This is a genomic window from Flavobacterium sp. MR2016-29 (assembly GCF_015350695.1).
Classification (GTDB): domain Bacteria; phylum Bacteroidota; class Bacteroidia; order Flavobacteriales; family Flavobacteriaceae; genus Flavobacterium.
In genome coordinates this window covers 1044945-1066084 of record NZ_JADKPU010000001.1, presented here as the reverse complement: position 1 = coordinate 1066084, position 21140 = coordinate 1044945, and the positions used below count along the sequence as shown (strand labels likewise).

23 protein-coding genes are annotated in these 21140 nt (G+C 33.4%); 11 read left to right on the top strand and 12 right to left on the bottom strand.

The genetic code is table 11. The features are described 5' to 3' along the window. The first annotated feature begins 65 nt into the window (after window positions 1-65). From IR010_RS04815 to IR010_RS04775, 9 genes are all read left to right on the top strand, one after another. Window positions 66-587, top strand: coding sequence for a hypothetical protein (locus IR010_RS04815; protein WP_194567048.1), 522 nt, complete (start codon window positions 66-68; stop codon window positions 585-587). Between the two features lie 8 nt (window positions 588-595). Next, on the top strand, window positions 596-997 hold the full coding sequence (locus tag IR010_RS04810) for a hypothetical protein (protein WP_194567046.1): 402 nt from the start codon (window positions 596-598) through the stop codon (window positions 995-997). A gap of 23 nt (window positions 998-1020) precedes the next feature. Beyond that, the gene (locus tag IR010_RS04805) at window positions 1021-1323 is read left to right on the top strand and encodes a CsgE family curli-type amyloid fiber assembly protein (RefSeq protein ID WP_051662667.1); all 303 of its coding nucleotides are present in this window, start codon (window positions 1021-1023) and stop codon (window positions 1321-1323) included. Between the two features lie 16 nt (window positions 1324-1339). Further along, a complete protein-coding gene (locus IR010_RS04800) occupies window positions 1340-1744 on the top strand; it encodes a curli production assembly/transport component CsgF (RefSeq protein ID WP_194602031.1) in 405 nt (134 codons plus the stop codon). A 1-nt stretch (window position 1745) separates the two neighbouring features. Further along, entirely contained in the window at window positions 1746-3107 is a 1362-nt protein-coding gene (locus IR010_RS04795; protein ID WP_194602028.1) for a CsgG/HfaB family protein, read from the top strand. A 64-nt stretch (window positions 3108-3171) separates the two neighbouring features. After that, window positions 3172-4656 carry a carboxypeptidase regulatory-like domain-containing protein gene (locus IR010_RS04790; protein ID WP_194602025.1) on the top strand — a complete coding sequence of 495 codons (1485 nt, stop codon included), beginning with the start codon at window positions 3172-3174 and terminating at the stop codon, window positions 4654-4656. A gap of 157 nt (window positions 4657-4813) precedes the next feature. Continuing rightward, on the top strand, window positions 4814-5992 hold the full coding sequence (locus IR010_RS04785) for an AIR synthase related protein (RefSeq protein ID WP_029268940.1): 1179 nt from the start codon (window positions 4814-4816) through the stop codon (window positions 5990-5992). 200 nt (window positions 5993-6192) lie between these two features. Beyond that, the gene (locus IR010_RS04780; protein ID WP_029268943.1) at window positions 6193-6549 is read left to right on the top strand and encodes a hypothetical protein; all 357 of its coding nucleotides are present in this window, start codon (window positions 6193-6195) and stop codon (window positions 6547-6549) included. Between the two features lie 97 nt (window positions 6550-6646). Next, window positions 6647-7249 carry a GNAT family N-acetyltransferase gene (locus IR010_RS04775; RefSeq protein WP_029268945.1) on the top strand — a complete coding sequence of 201 codons (603 nt, stop codon included), beginning with the start codon at window positions 6647-6649 and terminating at the stop codon, window positions 7247-7249. 100 nt (window positions 7250-7349) lie between these two features. On the opposite strand, the gene IR010_RS04770 is transcribed toward IR010_RS04775, so the two are convergent. Beyond that, on the bottom strand, window positions 7350-7973 hold the full coding sequence (locus IR010_RS04770; RefSeq protein WP_029268946.1) for a M949_RS01915 family surface polysaccharide biosynthesis protein: 624 nt from the start codon (window positions 7971-7973) through the stop codon (window positions 7350-7352). 179 nt (window positions 7974-8152) lie between these two features. Between IR010_RS04770 and IR010_RS04765 the strand changes: the two genes are divergently transcribed. Beyond that, window positions 8153-10486 carry a GH92 family glycosyl hydrolase gene (locus IR010_RS04765; protein ID WP_194602023.1) on the top strand — a complete coding sequence of 778 codons (2334 nt, stop codon included), beginning with the start codon at window positions 8153-8155 and terminating at the stop codon, window positions 10484-10486. A gap of 131 nt (window positions 10487-10617) precedes the next feature. Continuing rightward, complete coding sequence (locus IR010_RS04760) at window positions 10618-11061, top strand: hypothetical protein (protein ID WP_029268950.1); 444 nt, start codon at window positions 10618-10620, stop codon at window positions 11059-11061. 199 nt (window positions 11062-11260) lie between these two features. On the opposite strand, the gene IR010_RS04755 is transcribed toward IR010_RS04760, so the two are convergent. From IR010_RS04755 to IR010_RS04705, 11 genes are all read right to left on the bottom strand, one after another. Beyond that, window positions 11261-13120 carry a peptidase M61 gene (locus IR010_RS04755; protein WP_029268952.1) on the bottom strand — a complete coding sequence of 620 codons (1860 nt, stop codon included), beginning with the start codon at window positions 13118-13120 and terminating at the stop codon, window positions 11261-11263. A gap of 101 nt (window positions 13121-13221) precedes the next feature. Beyond that, the gene (locus IR010_RS04750; protein WP_026981974.1) at window positions 13222-13500 is read right to left on the bottom strand and encodes a DUF2805 domain-containing protein; all 279 of its coding nucleotides are present in this window, start codon (window positions 13498-13500) and stop codon (window positions 13222-13224) included. A 121-nt stretch (window positions 13501-13621) separates the two neighbouring features. Then, complete coding sequence (locus IR010_RS04745; protein WP_194602020.1) at window positions 13622-14449, bottom strand: sterol desaturase family protein; 828 nt, start codon at window positions 14447-14449, stop codon at window positions 13622-13624. A gap of 141 nt (window positions 14450-14590) precedes the next feature. After that, window positions 14591-14833 carry a GlsB/YeaQ/YmgE family stress response membrane protein gene (locus tag IR010_RS04740; RefSeq protein ID WP_194602017.1) on the bottom strand — a complete coding sequence of 81 codons (243 nt, stop codon included), beginning with the start codon at window positions 14831-14833 and terminating at the stop codon, window positions 14591-14593. 31 nt (window positions 14834-14864) lie between these two features. Next, window positions 14865-15572 carry an aquaporin Z gene (aqpZ, locus tag IR010_RS04735; protein ID WP_029268958.1) on the bottom strand — a complete coding sequence of 236 codons (708 nt, stop codon included), beginning with the start codon at window positions 15570-15572 and terminating at the stop codon, window positions 14865-14867. Between the two features lie 11 nt (window positions 15573-15583). Next, a complete protein-coding gene (locus IR010_RS04730; protein WP_194602014.1) occupies window positions 15584-15952 on the bottom strand; it encodes a DoxX family protein in 369 nt (122 codons plus the stop codon). Between the two features lie 87 nt (window positions 15953-16039). Further along, entirely contained in the window at window positions 16040-16936 is an 897-nt protein-coding gene (locus IR010_RS04725) for an EamA family transporter (RefSeq protein WP_194602011.1), read from the bottom strand. Between the two features lie 223 nt (window positions 16937-17159). Next, entirely contained in the window at window positions 17160-18290 is a 1131-nt protein-coding gene (locus IR010_RS04720) for a peptidylprolyl isomerase (RefSeq protein WP_029268965.1), read from the bottom strand. A gap of 32 nt (window positions 18291-18322) precedes the next feature. Next, window positions 18323-19399: a peptidylprolyl isomerase gene (locus IR010_RS04715; RefSeq protein WP_194602008.1), complete on the bottom strand. Its 1077-nt coding sequence runs from the start codon at window positions 19397-19399 to the stop codon at window positions 18323-18325. Between the two features lie 13 nt (window positions 19400-19412). Next, a complete protein-coding gene (gene gldI, locus IR010_RS04710) occupies window positions 19413-20117 on the bottom strand; it encodes a gliding motility-associated peptidyl-prolyl isomerase GldI (RefSeq protein WP_029268969.1) in 705 nt (234 codons plus the stop codon). 4 nt (window positions 20118-20121) lie between these two features. Then, window positions 20122-21126 carry a DHH family phosphoesterase gene (locus IR010_RS04705; RefSeq protein ID WP_194567019.1) on the bottom strand — a complete coding sequence of 335 codons (1005 nt, stop codon included), beginning with the start codon at window positions 21124-21126 and terminating at the stop codon, window positions 20122-20124. Window positions 21127-21140 lie beyond the last annotated feature (14 nt).

Here is a 21140-nt window from a genome sequence, read left to right as displayed (position 1 = left end):
AAAAATCTTAAATGAGATAGTCATAGAACGTGACTATCTCATTTTTTAATCTAAAATACATCAAGATGAGAACTTTCATTATAAATAGTATAGTCTTTTTACTTTTTTCTTCTGTGTTTTATGCCCAGGAAAAAGATGATAATTCAGATTTTAAACCCTACAGTTCATCTGTTTTTAATTCGAAAGAAAAAGCACTTAGTGTAGTTTCTGCTATGGATAAAAAAGCACAAAATGATTTGAATTCAAAAATTCAGTCAGGGATTCTAATACAGCAAATAGGGGATTTGAATAAAGTTATAGCAAATTTAAAATCAAATGAAATAAAAGTTGCTATTGATCAAAATGGCGACCGTAATTTACTGTTATTGGATAAAGATGCTAAATCCATTACACAAAACATTGTTCAGCAAGGAGATAATAATAAAATTTCAGATTTTACATTGTACACCAATTACAATATAAACATGGAAATGATACAAAAAGGAGACAATCAAAACATTCAAAGTATTGGGACCAATTCACTTTCAAAAAACATGAAAATTACACAAACAGGAAATGGTGCTTCAATAATTCTTATTAACAAATAAATTAAAACATGCGTTTTTTATATCGACATATTATTTTCGTATTTCTATTTTTTATGTTCATTGGCTATGGTCAGGTTCCTCAAGACAAAATAAAAGCCAGACTGGAAATTGAAAAAATTGAAGGCAATATAAAAATTACAGGTACTGCCGAGAATCTTACTGATGTCATCAGAGGTGCTGCCTACAAAATGTCTGTTATAAAAAATAATAATAAAAGTAATAATCAGTCTAATAATGACCAGGTTGGTGTTTTTACCCTACAGCCAAACGAAAAACAAAAATTATCTACTTCTCAGATTAATCTCTCTGCAGATGATGAGGTCATCGTTTTATTATTGTTTTATGATGAAAATAAACAAATAATAGCAAAAGATCGTGTGGTTTTGGGTGAAGAAAAAAAAAAGATGTAATTGTATTGCCTCTTGACGGATTTATGTTAAGAGGAATTATTACGGACGATACTAAAACAAAAGTGGGAAAAGATTTTTACGACAGATATTATTACAAATACAATGATATTGGAATCAACGCTGAAAAAATAGTTACAATAGGTGAAGAATATAGTTTTGCAAGAAACACCGCTATAACCATAAGTATCGACAATGAAGTTATTTATGAGTTTCTGGCCAGACCAGACGATGAATTTTTAGATGCAGTTGCAGAAGAATCTGTGAATGCCACCTTCACTTATTTGAAAGAGAAAGAAAAACAGCGCAAATATTTCACTCAGTATTAATTTTATTATTAACGACATGAAATTTATAATCACCCTTGCAGTAATACTGCTTGTTTCTCCGTTTATAAATGCTCAGGCTTTAGTTTATAAACCTGTAAATCCGGCATTTGGTGGAGACACTTTTAATTATCAATGGCTTTTGAGCAGTGCCGAAGCTCAAAATAAGCAAAAGGATAAAACGGCTGAAATAAAAACACAAACTGAATTGGAACGATTTAAAGCTAATTTAAATTCGCAATTACTAAGTCAGATTTCAAGTACACTCTACAAACAGCAATTTGGTACTGATGGCATAAAAGAAGGTTCTTACACTTTCGGGAGCTATTCAGTCGATGTTTACCCATCTTCAGACGGGCTAACACTCAATATTTTAGATACCAATACCGGCGAACAGACTCAAGTAATTATCCCAAATCAATAACATGAGATTACATCACTACTTATTAATTTTATTCGGATTTCTTTTTTCGGGTTGCGGTGCCTATTACAATCAGCCAACCGGAGTTGAAAAAGCGATTTTAGGAGAAGGTACTCCGGCAACTTCATTATTAAAAGGTTTGCCAAAACCAAAAGAGCCAGTTGTGGTGGGTGTCTATAAATTTAGAGACCAAACAGGGCAATATAAACCACAGGAAAATGGAAGCAGTTTCAGTACAGCCGTAACTCAGGGTGCAACTTCTATATTGATAAAAGCGCTGGAAGATTCGAAATGGTTTGTACCAATTGAACGTGAAAATATTGGCAACTTGCTTCAGGAGCGAAATCTGATTCGGGCAACTCGTCAGGAATATGTAAAAAATGCTGATCCGAATGAACCGCAATTAACCCCATTGTTATATGCAGGTGTTTTGTTAGAAGGCGGCATTGTTTCATATGATTCTAATATTATTACCGGCGGTTTTGGCGCCCGATATTTTGGTGCCGGTGCATCTGTAAAATACCGTCAGGATCGTGTGACCATTTATCTGAGAATGATTTCAACTTCAAACGGAAAAATTTTGAAGTCGGTTTATATTTCTAAAACTATTTTATCTCAAGCTATTGATGAGAGTTTATTTCGATATGTAAATTTCAAAAGATTATTAGAAGTTGAAACTGGTTATACAACGAATGAACCTGTTCATATGGCTGTTACAGAAGCAATCGAAAAGGCTGTTGAATCATTGGTTTTAGAAGGTATAAAAGACAATATCTGGGAAGCAGACGCACCAAAATGGCAAGTTGATAATTTAGTTAAGGCTTACGATGAAGAAAATAAAACTGCTGATGTCACTGGACTTTATGGAAGGGTTTTGGAGAATAGAAGAAGCCAATTTGCTATAGAAATTTCTGGCGGTACAACATTAATGGATGGTGATTACAAAGACCCGCTTTTAAGACCTTTCGGACGCGGAGCATTAAAGTTCTTTATCACGCCTAGTTTTAATGTCAGTGCTTCGACAAATGTTGTTAATCTTGCCAATAAAAATTTACTCGATGTTGGCTATATCACTTATGACCTTAATCTCGAATGGATTTTACTGCCTAAAGATCGATTTACGCCTTATCTCTATGGCGGTGGCGGTTATGCAATGAATAGAAAATTTGAAAACACATACGCTAAATTTCAGTACGGCGCGGGTTTAGAATATATGGCATCAGACCGAATCGGAATAAAATTATTTGCTGAACAAAATATCAATTTCAGTGATAATGTTGATTACATAAGAGCTGGATCCCGAGATGATTATTATTACAAATTCGGATTAGGGCTTACCTATTATTTTGCAAAAAAGAAAAAATAGTGTAATTGAAAAACCATCAATTTAAAACACAACGACGAAGTTTAAAATTAAAAATAAATTAATAATGAAGTATTTATACAAAATACCGACTGTACTTTTTTTATTGTTTGTGGTTTCGTGCAGCGAAGAAAAAATCGGAGATTCTGAATTTGGTACCGTTACCGGAAGAGTAGTCAATGCCGCTACTTTTGAACCAATGGAAAATGTTAAGATACTTTCCAGTCCAACCAGCAGTACTGTATTTACAGATGCCGACGGTAAATTTACAGTTTCGAATGTAAAAGTGGGAGAATATTCTTTTCAGGCTCAAAAAGATGGTTTTATAGCCAAGTTTGAAGCTGCTACTATAACTGCAAACAATACTTCAGAAATAGTTTTTGAGCTCAATAAAGCAACCGCTAACAATAAACCGCCAACAGTTCCAGTATTAGTTAGCCCGATTGATAATAGTACTGGCCAGTCAGTTTCATTAGATTTAACGTGGACAGATACAGATCCTGATAATGATGTACTCACTTTTAAAGTAACCCTTAGAAATAGCACTAATAGTGATATCAAAGTTTATGATGGAATAAAAGAAAAAAAAATAACACTGACAGACTTATTATATGGCACAAAATACTACTGGCAAGTAGAAGTTGCAGATGGTATAAATACGCCTGTTTTAAGTGTTGCCAATGCTTTTACAACAATTGCATTTCCAAATACAAGATACTTATTTGTAAAAACAGTAAACAATAATAATGTGATTTTTACTGCTGATGATGCAGGAAAACAATATCAATTAACCAGTTTAGATAAAAATTATTGGCGTCCGAGGAGAAATAATCAAGCCCAAAAAATTGCTTTTATAGGTACAAATGGCTCTCAAAATGATATTTATACGATGAATTACGACGGAACAGAAGTTAAAAGAATTACAAGTACAGTACCTATAGCTGGTTTTAATTCAGAATATATAGGTTATTCCTGGAACGCTTCCGGAAGTGAATTCATTTATCCAAATTTTGATAAGCTATATAAAATCAGCAGCGATGGGAGTGGTTTATCTAAAATATTCCAGACACCAAATGGCAAATTTATATCAGAATGCGATTGGAGCGCCGATGGAACTAAAATAGCATTAAAAGTAAATGACTCGAACGGTTATAATGTAGAAATATATGTTATCAATATTTCAGGAGTAATACTAACCACAATTCTTTCAGGGCAAACTGGAGCTGCAGGTGGATTAAATTTTTCGGTAACAGGACAAAAATTAGTATATACAAGAGATGTTTCTGGTTTTGAAAATTTTAATTATCGTCAGCTGGATTCCAGAATTTTTGAATACAATTTTGCGACGGGAGCTTCTACTCAAATCATAACTGAGAAAACCTTAGGCACAAATGATTTCGATGTCAGATATTCTCCAAACGAATCAGATCTTATTTTTACCAATACCTCAAATGATGGAATCTCAATAAAAAACATTGTGAAAACAACTTTAGGAGTTGCCAACTCAAGAATGATTATGTTTTCTGGAACAGCAATGCCAGATTGGGAATAAGTGTATAAACCAAATTTCAGAATAATAAACCAAAAAAAACGGCAGTACTTAATACCTGCCGTTTTTTTTATGAATCAAATCTTCAATTTTAAATAGTATAGCCCGAGAATTAAAAAAAGGGATTATCTTTGCACCACATCAACACAAACTAAGTTTCATGAGTTCAGATTCTAGCAAAAGGTACGCACAAAGAGGTGTTTCGGCATCAAAAGAAGACGTACACAACGCCATAAAAAATATTGATAAAGGTTTATTTCCGCAGGCATTTTGTAAAATTGTTCCTGATTATTTAACGCAGGACGACAAGCATTGCCTAATTATGCATGCTGATGGTGCAGGTACAAAATCGTCTTTGGCGTATATGTATTGGAAAGAAACTGGAGATATTTCTGTTTGGAAAGGAATTGCTCAAGATGCTTTAATCATGAATATTGATGATTTATTATGTGTTGGAGCAACCGATAATATTTTGCTTTCGTCTACAATTGGAAGAAATAAAAACTTAATTCCTGCTGAAGTAATCTCAGCAATTATTAATGGAACCGAAGAATTAATTAACGAATTAAAATCTTTTGGCGTAACCATTCATTCAACAGGTGGAGAAACTGCAGATGTCGGTGATGTAGTTCGTACAATTATTGTTGATTCGACCGTTACTGCTCGCATGAAAAGAAGCGACGTTGTAGATAATGCTAATATTAAAGCTGGCGATGTAATTGTTGGTTTGGCTTCTTTTGGTCAGGCAACTTACGAAAAAGGCTATAATGGCGGAATGGGCAGCAACGGCTTAACATCTGCTCGTCATGACGTTTTCGGAAAATATTTGGCTAAAAAATATCCAGAAAGCTACGATGCTCTTGTTCCTGAAGAATTGATTTATTCAGGTCAGGTAAATTTAACAGATGAAGTTGAGAACAGCCCAATAAATGCTGGTCAATTAGTACTTTCTCCAACCAGAACTTACGCGCCAATCATCAAGAAAATCTTAGACAAATATACGCCAAACGATATTCACGGAATGGTGCACTGCAGTGGAGGAGCACAGACTAAAATTTTACATTTCGTTCAGAATTTACACATTATAAAAGACAATTTATTTCCGGTGCCGCCATTGTTCAAGTTAATTCAGGAGCAATCAAAAACAGACTGGAAAGAAATGTACCAGGTTTTCAACTGCGGACACCGTATGGAAATTTACGTTCCTGAAAGCATTGCACAAGATATTATTGAAATTTCAAAATCATTCAATGTCGATGCACAAATCGTAGGTAGAGTAGAGGCGGCAGATGCTAAAAAACTTACTATCACGAGCGAATACGGAACATTCGAATATTAATTTTTTGAGATACAAAGGTTCAATCCCCAAGTTTCGGGACTGAGTTACAAAGGTTTTTTACTGGAGTTTAAACAGAACCTTTTTTATTAATAATTAGCTTTTTTTAAGGAGCTAATCCCGCTATCCGTTACAATCTTTTATTTTTTAAAGAAAAAAATAAAAGGATTTTCACTACTATCGGGGCTAAAAAACACCAGGCTATGTACGAATTACTTTTTTGGAGATATTTAGAAGAGGTTTACTTAAACCATCACGAAGTTTACGAAGCCCTTGTAGAAAGAGAAGATGTTGAAGGTCTTGAGACACTTCCTGTTGAGGTAATTATCAATCGTATCAATTCTGTTTTTTCGCAATGGGAAAGAGTGGATGAAAACAGCTGGAAAAACAATTCTGGAAAAGGCGCATTTCAGGTTATCACAACTCCGCAAAGCATTAAAATAGACTGCTACGGAACCGAAGGAAAAACCATGAATAAATTAGTTGAGGTTATGCAAGAATTCAAATGCCCATTGTACGACCCTCAAGTTCCTGAGCGTTACGATGAAATGAGTGAGTAATTTACTCTATTTTGTTGATCTTAGCGAATCTCTGTGAAGTAAGAGTACATAAATGTTAAACAAAGATTTTACAGAGAAACTAAAACAAAAAGCCATTATGACAACAAATTTTAATTTCTCAGACAATATTATTCTCGAAGACAATTTGGTTTTATTGCGCCCTTTGCAAGAATCAGATGTAGATAACTTAATAGAAATCTCGATCAACGAACCTGAAACTTGGAAATATTCTTTAGTTGGTGCAGACGGAAAAGAGAATTTAATCAACTATATCAAAGCAGCAATAAAAGCAAGAGAAGAAAAGAGAGAATTTCCATTTATAGTTTTTGATAAAAAAGCTCAAAAATATGCTGGTTCGACTCGTTTTTATGATATTCAGCTCGAATATAAAACTGTACAATTGGGTTTTACTTGGTACGGATCGGCCTTTAGAGGGACAGGTCTCAATAAACACTGTAAATTTTTATTGCTTCAATTTGCCTTCGAAACACTTGGAATGGAACGTGTAGAATTTCGTGCAGATAATAACAACGAGCGAAGTATTGCAGCGATGAAAAGCATTGGCTGTAAAGTCGAAGGAGTTTTAAGAAGCCATATGCCAACGTCCAATAGAGAAGTGCGTCGTGATTCTATTGTGTTAAGTATTCTTAAAGATGAATGGTTTGATGAAGTAAAAGAGAACCTAAAGCGTAAACTCTAAAAAAAAGAACCATTGGCTCGATCCATATTGTAGAAGTGGATTTTAATCCAGTTTAAGAATCAAATTTCACATTTCACAATTCACAATTCACATTTTACAATTATCCATTTTTCAATAATAAATCTTGCTCTTTTCGTAGTTTTACCACTAATTGATCTACATATGTTTTTATCTTTTGTGGTAACGAATCCCAGTTTTTATCTTTTTTAAAATTTCTGCAATCATCTAAAGTACATTCAACTGCACGAATAACATATTTTTGATTTTTATAAACTGTAATTATTTTTACACGTCTAATTTCATCATTTTCATTTTTTGTTCCATAAACTATTATGGGGTCAATATATCCGTCGCCGTCAAGATCTTTTGTGCTGCAGTATTTTGTCCAAAACCAAATATTGGTTTCTTTAGGTTCAGTAATTTCTAATAAATCACTAATTCTCCATTTTTCTAGAAAACCGCCATGATCATTCATTGTACAAATGGCCTGAATTTTAGTGTTCAAAGTATCTTTCTTAGAAATATTTTTTTGATTTTCGCAGAACAGCAATTCATATACACCGCCCTTATCCTGATATTCAAATGCTTTATAAATAGGAAAATCGGAAACTCCATTTAACTCTCTTTCAACAATTTCCTCTTTTGTCAGTCGATAACTTTCGATTTTCTGCGAAAAACCAATTGCAGAAGAAGCAAGAAATAAAAATAAAATATAATTTTTCATGAGCGCACTAACATTATTAGAAAATCAAAGATATTTAAAACCTTTTTAGTTGTTAGAAATTTATATTTTTTAAAAAGCATATTTTGTTGTATTTTTCTAACCTAAAATTACAGAAAAATCGTTTTAGTAAGTATCTGATAATGATATTAGATAAAATATTGATTAAGAAAAATTACCACATGAATACTATACAAAGCAAAAGTTTTCTTTTTGGGCTCTCCTTTTTAATGTTTGGTTATAGCAATACAACTTCAGCACAGAAAAAAACAACTGAAAAACGAAATTTGATTCAATACGTTGATCCAATGATTGGTACGGCAAAAATGGGGCATACGTATCCGGGTGCAACAGTGCCATTTGGCAGTGTGCAGTTGAGTCCTGAAACGGACACAATTGCCTACGGTCTCAATGGTAAATACAACGGAGAAGTCTATAAATATTGTGCAGGATATCAGTATGAAGATAAAACGATTGTAGGTTTCAGTCATACACATTTCAGCGGAACAGGTCACTCTGATTTAGGCGATTTTTTAATTATGCCAACAACCGGAAAACTGCAATTAAATCCTGGAGTAGCATCCAAACCACTTTCGGGTTATCGATCTGCGTTTTTACATGCGACAGAAAAAGCTGAACCGGCTTATTACAGCGTACTTTTAGAAGATCATCATATTAAGGCAGAGCTAACGGCAACAACACGCGTTGGAATGCATCAGTATACTTTTCCAAAATCAGATGAAGCACATATTATTTTAGATCTGACTTCTGGAATTTACAATTACGATAAAAAAAATGTCTGGACATTTGTTCGTGTTGAAAACGATACGGTAATTACAGGATACCGCCAAACAAACGGATGGGCAAGAACGAGAACAGTTTATTTTGCCATGTCTTTTAGCAAACCAATAAAAAGCTACGGACAGGCTGCGCAGGAAAAAAGTGTGTACAGAGGTTTTTGGGGAAGATTTGATCAAACTAAGAATTTCCCTGAAATGGCTGGTCAAAACTTAAAATTGTTTTTTGATTTTAATACTGAAGAAGGAGAGAAAATCAAAATTAAAATGGCTTTGTCTCCAGTAAGTTCTGCAGGTGCTCTTGAAAATATGAAGAAAGAAGTTCCGGGCTGGGATTTTGAAAAAGTAAAAAAACAAAGTCAAGAAGTGTGGAATAACGAGCTGAATAAAATTCAGATTGAAACGATTCAAAAAGAAGATTTTGTAAACTTTTATACTGCAATGTATCATGCTTTTTTAGGCCCTACAGAATATATGGACCTTGATGGAAATTACAAAGGTTTAGACATGAACGTTCATAAGGCAGAAAACTTTAAAAATTATACAAGTTATTCATTATGGGATACTTACAGAGCCTTGCATCCGTTTTTCAATATTGTACAGCCAACCCGAAATGCTGATATGGTGAGTTCTATGCTGGCACATTCAGACCAAAGTGTACATAAAATGCTGCCAATATGGTCACATTATGCTAATGAAAACTGGTGTATGATCGGGTATCACGCAGTTTCTGTAGTGGCCGATGCAATTGTAAAAGGAAATACAAACTTCGATCCTGAAAAAGCACTGCAAGCCTGTGTTAATACTGCAAAAGTTCCCTATTATGACGGCTTGGAGTATTATATGAAAATGGGTTATGTTCCCGAAGATAAAAATGGTTCTTCGGTTTCTAAAACATTAGAATATGCTTATGACGACTGGGCAATCGCTCAAGCAGCAAAGAAATTAGGCAATACCGATATTTATAATGAATTTATCGAAAGATCTAAAAACTACAAAAATGTCTACGATGCAAAAACAGGTTTTATGCGTCCAAAATTAAATGACGGAACTTTCAAAAAAGAGTTTGATCCGCTAGATACACACGGACAGGGTTTTATCGAAGGAAATTCTTGGAATTACAGTTTGTATGTTCCGCAAGATCCTGCAGAAATGATTAAAATGATGGGCGGAAATGACAAATTTAATGTTCGCTTAGATTCATTGTTCAGCATGCATTTGCCAGATAAATATTTTGAAAATACAGAAGATATTACAAGAGAGGGAATTATTGGAAATTATGTTCACGGTAATGAACCTTCTCATCATGTCGTTTATCTATACAATTGGACAAATTCTCCATGGAAAGCTCAAGATAAAATCAGGATGATTCTGAAAAAAATGTATCGCAATGGTGCTGACGGTTTAGGAGGAAACGACGATTTCGGACAAATGAGTGCGTGGTACATTTTCAGCAGTTTAGGGTTTTATCCCGTTGCACCCGGATCTGATGAATATGCATTAGGAAGTCCGCTGGTTAAAAAGGCGACTTTTAATTTAGAAAATGGCAAAACTTTCGAAGTAGAAACCGTAAATCAATCAGAGAAAAATGTGTTTGTGAGTAAAGTGTTGTTGAATGGAAAAGAACTTTCTAAGCCTTTCTTAAAGCATGCAGATGTTATGAATGGAGGGAAAATTACATTTTATATGAGCAGTAAACCGAATAAGAAAAAGTATTAGATTAAACCAAACCTAACAGATTTTAAAAACCTGTTAGGTTTCAGAATAATATTTATTAGTATAATTCGTGAATTCGTGGCAAATAATTAAAAAACTTCACGAAATTTGCATTTCAAATAAAGACATTAAATATGAAAATAAATTTAAAATCAGGAATTGATAAATTGCTTTTCGGAATGAAGCAAAACGATGTAACGGCTGCTTTAGGAAAACCTGATAAAAATTATAAAGACGAAGATGATAATGTGATTTTTGTTTACAACGCTCACAAAATCAGATTGACATTTTATCAAGAAGAAGACTTGAAATTAGGTTATTTAGTGGCGTCAAGTCCTGATTTGGAAGTTTTTGGATTCAAATTAATTGGAAGAAAAATTGCTGATGTAAAGAAAGATTTGGCAACAAAAGGAATCACAAAATACACTCAGGAAACTTTTGATACGTTTGAAAATTATTTCAACGAAGATAACTGGTTCATCCTTCAAACAGAATATGATGAAGTGGTAAAATTTGAAGTAGGAGCAATCATCAATGATAAAGACGAATTTGATTGGAAATTTCCAGTTAAGAAATAAAAATATCTAGTATTAAGAAAAAAGTTTGTCATTTCGAGGAACGAGAAATCGCACTCGAAATTACGTAAAGTAAATAGCCAATCCTTGTTGAGCTTCTAAGTGCGATTTCTCGTTCCTCGAAATGACAAATAACGCTTAAATAAAAACAAAAAAACCGACAATCTCTTGTCGGTTTTTTTTATAATAAATAATTAAAAGATTAACCTTTTAACCACGCATTTTTAAGTTTTTCTTTTGACGCATCTGTAGCTTTAAAAGTTTCTGTTTCTTCGAATGGCAATTTTATATTTCCTTTTATAGTTTGCTCCACGCCGCCACGTTTAATTTTAAGTGTGATAGGATCATTGTCTTTCCAAGTTTCGCTTATCGTAATTAAATCATAAATATTAGCAACTGAATAAGGTGTGTTGTTTATAGAAACAATAATATCTCCACCTTTTAAATTTAATGCTTTGAAAAAATCATTTTGCTCAATATCAGAACGAACAACGATTTCTTTTGTTTGTTTATCAATAGAAATATATGGGGTTTGGCCTTTTAAGAAAATTGGACCAGCTTTTTTCTCAGATGATTTTGTAACACCCACTTTAGCTAAATAAAAATCATAAGGAATTGGAGTTGTTCCAGCAACATATTTAGTTAAGAATTCTCCAACTTCTGGATATGTAAATTGTGTAATTTTAGCGAAAAGCTCATTATCGTTAAATGGTTTTTCAACACCATATTCAGTAGATAATTTGTGCATTAAATCAAGAATTCCTCTTTCTCCGTTGCTTTTTTCTCTGATAATAATATCAATACACATTCCGATTAGCGCTCCTTTTTGATACACATTCAAGTATTGGTCTTTATAAGGCTGCTCTAAAACATTTGCACTCATTTTTGTAAATGACATTGTATCATCTAAACTTTTTGACTGCTCAATTTTATCAGCAATACGAGTGTAAAATGCAGCTTCATCAATTAAACCTTGATTAATTTGAAAAAGATTAGCAAAATATTCGGTTACACCTTCGTACATCCATAAATGCTCTGACATTTTTGGTGCATTATAATCAAAATACTGAATTTCTTTTGCGTGAATTGTCAATGGTGTTACAATATGAAAGAACTCATGAGAAACAACATCTTTCATTGATTCTACCAATTTTTCTTTCGGCATAGATTCAGGCAAAACAACTGTTGTAGCTGTTGGGTGCTCTAATGCTCCAAAACCGTGAGCATCATCTTTTGCCATGCTTGATAAGTACAATAGAACCGTATATTTTTTATTAGAATTTACTTTTCCTAAAAAGTTTTTCTGAGCCGTCATCATCGTTTTCATTTCTGGCGTAATACTTTCCGCAGTAAATTTTCCTGTTGGAGAATATACAGCAATCAAAATATCCATTCCATTTACGTTGAAAGTAGTATAATCTGGCTTAGAGTACATAATTGGGTTTTCAACCAAAACAGCATATCGAGATGTAGTAAAAACATCACTTGTTTTGCTCGCATCTTCATCAGTCATTGAAGTTGCACCCCAAAGTGTGTCAGGATGTGTAATAGTAACTTTATAAGGAACCTCTAACTTATCTTGAAAATATCCAACAAAACCATGCGTATTTACCATGAAGTTAACTCCCGCATTGATATTAGTTCCTGCAGGCGAAAATACATCGCCGCCGCCAAAACCGCCGCCTTTTTCAGTATCAAAAGTATCACCAACTAAATAGGTAATCTTTTTTAATGTTTTTGCATTTGAAATAGACCATGAATTATCGTCAATTCTTTTTACGGTTAATTCATTTCCTTTAGCATCAAAAGCTTTAAAACCATCTGAATATTTACCATAATTGTCTGTAGAGTAAGTTCCAGGAACTGTTTTCGGTATACTGTAGATAATTTCGTCTGTTTTAATCGCTGGAGGCGTAACGGTTACCAAAACTTTGTCATCTTTTACATCGACAAGATTAATGTTTACATCTACGGTATTGCTCTTTGCTCCACCTGATGTACTACCCGTTTTACAGCTCCAAAGCGAGACTGCCAGAGCTAAAGTGTAAATTATTTTTTTCATTTGTTCGCGTTTAGTTATGTGTATTTGACTGACATATTATCAAAATGTTACAGTCTATGTATAAATATAAAAAAAAACTCCTGAAAATCAGGAGCTTTGTTTTAGTCTAGTTTGTTTTTTATATAATATTTTCCGTCCAAATCTTCATCAAAATCATCTATTTTAACTGGTTTTGGCTTTGGTTTATTTGCAATGGCCTTTTTTTTCCACATCTCAAATTTTTCTAGAGGCATTTTCTTCTTCATGATTTCCAGAACTTCCTTTTCTGCCAATCCAAATTCTTTTTTTATAATTTCAAATGGATTTCTTTCTTCTAAAGCTAGAGAAACAAGTTTTTCAGTTTGTTCCCAATTCAATTCTTTGCGGTTACTCTTTTTCATCTCGTGAAAATTAATTCAAAATAGAGGGTTAATGATTTATAGATTGATTTTCATTTTATATATCAATATTAATAAAAAAAATAATTAGTTGGTTCGATCAAGTATGTTTTTTTTACTGATTTTAAATGTTTTTTGCAGATCTTGATTTTTGAAACGGAATTTTTAATAAATTTTTCAATTTATTGTTTTCTTCGGGCGTCATATGTGTATCTACGCCATAAATTATTTCTTCTTTTGGCAAGGTTGTAAAAGTGCCAAAAAGGCGGTCCCAAAATGAAAAAATGTTCCCATAATTACTATCTGTATAAGGCAGTACATAATGATGATGTACCTTATGCATATTAGGAGAAACTATAAATAAAGTCAGTATTACATCAAGTTTATGTGGCATCGAAATATTAGCATGATTAAATTGTGAAGCAATTACAGATAAAGATTGATAAAGAAAGACCATCCACATTGGAGTTCCAACGATTAAAACTCCTGCTGTGGTAAAAATAAAACGAATAATACTTTCTCCAGGATGATGTCTGTTGGCACTTGTGGTATCAATCCAAGTATCTGTATGATGAATAAGATGAAATCGCCATAAAAATTTCACTTTGTGCTGTACAAAATGGGCAAGGTAAGCTCCTATTAAGTCTAATAAAAGTAAGCCAATAATAGTATAAAGCCAAATAGGAATTTTAGGAAGCCATTGCAGTATTCCAAAATGATTCTCAGTTGTCCAGCTGGCCGTCTTAATTAATATGAAAGCCAAAATAAAATTGACGATTATAGTGGTAATGGTAAAGAAAATATTGATTCCGGCGTGATGCCATTTTCTATATTGCATCTGAAATAAGGGAAAGGTATTTTCTATTATCCAAAAGATTGTAATTCCTCCTACCAAAATTAAACTTCGATGTGATGAGGGAATCGTGCTGAAATAATTAATAATCTCATTCATAGTAAACATTAATTTTTAAGTAATAATAATGTTTTCTGAGTTTTTAAAACAGCTATACATTTAGGTATTGAAATAAAAAAAGAGAAAATCAAATATAAATATAAGATTTTCTCTTTTCAGAATATAGTATTAGTGAAATATTTACGCTTTTTTGATTAGGCTAATTATAAATAATAAAACCCAGGCACCCCCAGCAGCAATTAGAATTTGCCACAAAAGTCCGCCACCTCCGATGGCTAATTTTCCAGCAATCCAGCCACCAGCAATTCCACCAATAATACCAACAATGATATTACCAATTAGTCCAAAACCAGCACCTTTCCATATTTGCCCTGCTAGCCATCCAGAAATTGCTCCAATAAGTAAGAAATATAAAAATCCCATATTTTACTATTTAATTATTTTTTTGCTTTTGTTATGCTTCTGCATGATTTTGAAGCAACGTCTTATATATAAATCCAGCGGCTATAGCTCCTAAAATTGGTGCTGCCCAGAACAGCCAAACTTGTGAAAGCGGACCTCCACCAACAAAAATTGCCTGAGATAATGATCTAGCAGGATTTACAGAAGTATTTGTAATTGGAATACTGATTAAGTGAATTAAAGTTAAAGCCAAACCAATTGCAATACCAGCGAATCTTCCGTTTGCAAATTTATCAGTAGCTCCTAAAATAATCAATAAGAAAAATAATGTCAATACAAACTCAGCAATAAATGCTGATTCTAATGAGTAACCATCTGGAGAAAATGCGCCAAAACCATTAGAAGCAAAAGCTCCCGCTTTAGTATTGTCTATTGCGAAACCAGCTTTTCCTGAGGCAATAGTGTATAAAGTTCCTGCTGCAGCGATTGCACCAATACATTGTGCAATAATGTAAGGTATAAGGGCCTTTGCTGGAAATCTACCGCCAGCCCATAATCCAAATGAAACTGCTGGATTAAAATGTCCGCCAGAAATATGTCCAACAGCATAAGCCATCGTTAATACAGTTAAACCAAATGCTAGAGCAACACCAGCAAAACCAATACCTAATTCAGGAAATCCAGCTGCAAAAATTGCGCTTCCACAACCTCCGAATACCAGCCAGTAGGTACCGAAAAATTCTGCAAATAATTTTTTCATAATAAAATAATTTAATGGTTAAAGTTGAATGTATATTGGTAAGCCCAAAAAATCAACAAAATTTGTAAGGGCAAACGTACAAATAAAATCCATTTAGGCAAGCCGAAACTTGCTTTTTTATTTTGATACATGAACAAATTGGCAGGAAAAATGGCAATTAGCAATGCTATTAAGCCCCACGCGGCGAATATTGAGGTAAAAGGAATTGTTAGGAGTATGCCTAGTATTATTTCAGCAGCTCCACTTAAGGTATTAATTAATTTGGGGTTTTTGAATGCTGGAGGAATGATTCTTATATACATTCCAGGGTTTCTAAAATGATTAATTCCGGCAATTATGTAAAGAAAAGCCATTAAATACAAATGCCAAGGTAAATTCATGATATCTTATTGTTTATCACGAAATTATAAAAAAATTAACAATTATTGCTTTTCACATTGTTTTTTTTAATGGTCTTCGAAAATGAGTTACTTTTTAGTCTTAAAGTTTACATTCATAATAATTATAGCAAGAATAATTAATACAATTCCAACCCATTGTAAAAAGATAATTTTTTCATTTAAAAGAATATATGCCATCATAACTGAAACAGGAAGTTCAAGTGCAGAAACAATACTTCCTAAACCAATTCCCGTTAAAGGAAAACCAGCGTTCATAAGCATTGGCGGAATTATGGTTCCAAATAGAGATAAAACGATTCCCCATTTCATGAAAATTTCCAGATTAAAAGGTGTAACCTGAGTAGCAAATGCAAATGAAAACACGATTATAGCACCGCCTAAAAGCATATATAAACTGCGTTGAGCAGATGAAATTTCGGTAGCGACACGATTTGCAGTAAACATAGTAGTTGTAAAAGACGCTGCAGCCATTATGCCCCAAGCAATTCCTCGCCAGTCTAATTTTATGTCGTTATTAATAATATTAGTTGCCAGGACTGTCCCTAAAAGAACGATAAATACAGCAATTACTTTTTGTTTAGAAGGCAGTTTTTTCTCCAAAATCATTTCAAGAAGAACACCCATCCAAACGGTTTGCATTAATAAAACGATTCCAATAGATACAGGAATAAATTTTACAGCCAAATAATAAAATAAGCTGGTCATTCCTAATGAAGTTCCGGCAAGCATTAAATTGAATATGTTTTTTGATGTAGCTTTTACAACATTTTCTTTATGTTTTATCTTTTGGAAAGTATTAATCAGTAAAATTCCAATTATTCCCAGAACAAATTGAGATGTCGTTACTTCTGCAGTGGTATATCCTTCAGCGTAAGCCATTTTTACAAAAGTGGCTAACATTCCGTAAGTTGTAGCTCCTAAAGCAACTAGAAACACTCCTTTTAATACGTTATTTTGTGACATCTTAACTTATTTGTTTAAAAATTCAAGCCGGCAAAGGTAAGTTATTTTCTTTAGGATTTAATAATAAATCATGTTAAACGTTATTATTAGTGAAGCTGAGTGTCTTGGTTAATGTTTAAAATTGATGATTTGATAGAAATATAGAAAACTAAATTAAAGCAAAAAAAGCCATCAAATTTTATATTTGATGGCTTTGAGTATTTTTAAAACGAATCAGAATCAATTACTTCGTAGGCTGATTTGTATACGTTTCAATTTCAAATATTAAAGTTGTATTGGGCGGAATTACACCTCCAGCACCTTTTTCTCCATAAGCTAAATTTGATGGAAGAAAGAAAATGGCTTTTTCTCCGTCAGTCATCATATCTAAGGCTTCAATAAAACCAGGAATCATCCCGTCTTTTTTACCAACTGCAAAAGGAAAAGCTTTGTATCCGCCTTGCGCATCTCTATTAGCATCGTATTTACCGTATGCTTTTGCTACGCTAGACATACTGCTGTCAAAAAGATTTCCATCTTCAAAATAACCTGCATAGTGAAAATAAATAGTAGATCCTTCAGCACCTTTTACTCCAGTACCTTTTTGTGTAACTACGTATTTTAAACCAGATGCAGTAGTTGTTGCTTTTGCTTTAGTTGCAGCAAAATATGCAGCTTTATCCTTAACTACTTTTTGACCTTCTAATTTTTTAGCTTCTTGTTTTTTTACATCATCATTAAAAACTTTAACAGCATCAAATTTTTTAGCAGCTGCACCTTTTCGAGTGATGGTAATTTTTGTCATAATATCATCCTGAACAATTTTATTTACATTGTCCATTCCTGAAACTACATGACCAAAAATAGTATGTTTTCCGTTCAGCCATGGTGTGTCTTTATGTGTGATAAAGAATTGACTTCCGTTTGTTGCAGGACCTGAATTTGCCATTGCCAAAACACCGCCTTTTTCGAATTTTAATTCTTCAACGAATTCATCTTTAAATGAATAACCAGGACCGCCAGAACCATTTCCGTCAGGATCACCGCCTTGAATCATAAAATCATTGATCACTCTGTGAAATTTTAAGCCGTCATAAAAAGGTTTTCCTTTTAATTTTTCAACTTTTACATAAGGATTTTTTCCTTCTGCCAAAGTAATAAAATTGGCAACTGTTACAGGAGCTTTTACATATTCTAAAGAAACTACTATATCTCCCTTTGTTGTTGAAATAGTAGCAAAAATACCATCATTAGGATCTGTTTTTGCAACTGTTTTTACTGCTGTTGCTTTTGGTTTTGCAACAGGTTTTTTTGTCGTTTGTGCCTGTAAATTTACAACAGCCAGACAGAATAAAAATAGAAATTTAAACTTCATTTTGTTTCGAATTTATGTCTATGATATAATTATTATTGTGGTTTTTCTAATAATTGAATTTCGAAAATAATATTAGCGTTTGGCGGAATAACTCCTCCGGCTCCAGTTGCTCCATAAGCTAAGTGAGATGGAATAAAAATTACTGCCTTATCTCCAAAAGATAATTGCTCAATTCCTTCAATAAATCCGGGAATCATTCCATCTTTACGTCCTGCTTGAAAAGGAATTGGCTGATATTGTTTTGCTTCAGCTCTTGCTGCATCAAATTTTCCAAACGTTTTTGCTACGTCTTCTAAGCTAGTATCAAATAAGGTTCCATCTTCAAGAAAACCTGCATAATGAATATATATTTGAGTTCCGATAGCTGGTTTTTTACCAGATCCTTTTTCTGTAACTACAAATTCTAAACCAGAATTTGTTTTAGTAGCTTTTGCTTTTAAAGCTGCATAATACGCTACTTTCTCTTTTTGAACTCCAGCGAATTTGCTTTTTTCTTTTTCAATTTCTGAAAAATAATCGTGAAATACTTTTACAGCGTCAAATTTTTTAGCAGCTTCACCATTTCTGACAATAGTTACAGAAACTATTGTATCGTCTTGTTTTACTTGATTTACTACTTCTTGACCTTTTTCAACTACATGACCAAAAATTGTATGTTTTCCGTCTAGCCAAGGAGTCTCAACGTGAGTAATAAAAAATTGGCTGCTGTTTGTTCCAGGACCGTTGTTTGCCATTGCCAGAACACCAGCTTTGTCAAATTTTAAATCGGTGATTTCGTCTTTAAATTTATATCCAGTATCTCCAGAACCAGTTCCTTCAGGATCTCCAGTTTGAATCATGAATTCTTCAATAACTCTATGGAATTTTAATCCGTCATAAAAAGGTTTCCCTTTAAGGTATTCTTTAGTTACAAATTCATTTTTACCTTCTGCCAAGGTTACAAAATTGGCTACAGTAATTGGGGCTTTTTTATAATCTAACTCAACAATAATATGCCCTTTATTAGTTTCAATATCGGCATATAAACCATCAGGCAAGTTGCTGTGTTCGTCTTTACAAGAATAAAATGAGGTAACGGCTAGTAGTAATAATAAAATACTCTTTTTCATTTTTAATGTTTTGTTATGGGTTTATTGTATCTTTTTTAGTTGGAACTGCTGGCTTTGCAGCTGCAGGTTTTGGCGTTGCAGGTTTTGGAGTTTGTCCAGCCACTGCGGGTGTTACTGCTGTTGCAGTTTGTGGAGTTGTGCCTGCTGAAGGTGCCGTCGTTGGAGCTGCTGGATCTGGTACAAAATTACGAAGTGTAACAGTACACATTAAAGACTCGTTCGGGCCAATTTTGTTATTGTCTCCATGATATCCGTATGCAATATGCGATGGAAATAAGAATGTTACGGTTTCGTTTTTATGCATAAACTTAATACCGTCTCGCAATCCCATCATAATATCTTGTTTGTCTACATAATAGGTTTGTGGTCCAAGATCAGCTTCAGAATAAATAATTTTTCCGCTTATATCTTTTACTTCTAAATTGAAATATGCAATATCGCCTTTATGCGGAGTTTGAGTCTCGGCTGTATTTCGCTCATCATATGAAAACCAATATCCTTTTCTTGTAGCATAATATTTTACCTTCGGGTTGCTTTTGATGATTTTTTTGATGACATCCTCTTCATTAGCAACTAATTTTTTATTTCGGTCAGCCGATTTCTTCATGAAAGTACCTGAAGCTCTCGAAAGAGGTCTTCTTGCTTCTTCATGTTGCTTGCAGCTAATAAGCAAAACACTAAAAAGAAGGCTGTACAAGCTTAATTTTAAATAATTCATTCGGTTATATTTTTAGTTTTGTTACTAAATCTTCAAATTTCTTCAGCGTTTCTTCCATAGATAATTCAGATCTTCCGCCTGCTGCATTGCTGTGGCCTCCGCCATTAAAATGATCTCTTGCAAACTGATTTACATCAAATCCGCCTTGAGAGCGGAAAGAAATCTTAATAATTTTCTCGTCTTTATTTTCTATAAAAATAGCAGTAAAAACAATTCCTTTTATACTTAATCCGTAATTTACGATTCCTTCGGTGTCGCCTTTAACATAATCAAATGCATCTAATTCAGATTGAGTAAGTGATGTATAAGATGTTTTATGTTCTTCATAAACTTTCATATTCTGTAAAGCGCGTCCTAATAACTGTAAACGGCTATATGAGCTGTTATCGAATAATAAAACCGGAATTTGAGTGTTTTCTACTCCTAAATCAATTAATTCTGCGATAATTCGGTGTGTATTTCCAGTTGTTCCCGGAAAACGAAACGAACCTGAATCAGTCAATATTCCAGTATAGATACAAGTTGCAATGGTTTTGTCGATATCTTCTTTTTTATTTAAAAAAGTAATAAAGTTGTAAATCATCTCACAAGTCGATCCGTATGAAGTATCAGAATACATATAAGCAGCATAATCATCTGGTTTTTGATGATGATCGATCATAATAAATGGAGCAGTCAGCTTTGCTAACGTATGTTCCATCTCGCCAGTGCGGTGAAAAGCATTAAAGTCAAGCGTGAAAATAAGTTCGGCTTCTTGTAATATTTTTGTACAGTTTTCAGTGTCTTTTTCAAATATTTTTACTGTTTCAGAACCCGGAAGCCAAGCCAAAAAATCAGGAAAATCATTAGGAGCAATCACAGTAGGCTGATGATTGTTTTTGAGTAAAAAGTGGTATAAAGCTAAGGTAGAACCCATGGCATCTCCATCTGGTCCTCTATGCGGAATTATTGCAATTTTCTTTGGGGTCGCAAGCAACAATTGAATTGCTTGAATATCTTGTATTTTCATAGTGTGCGAATTTA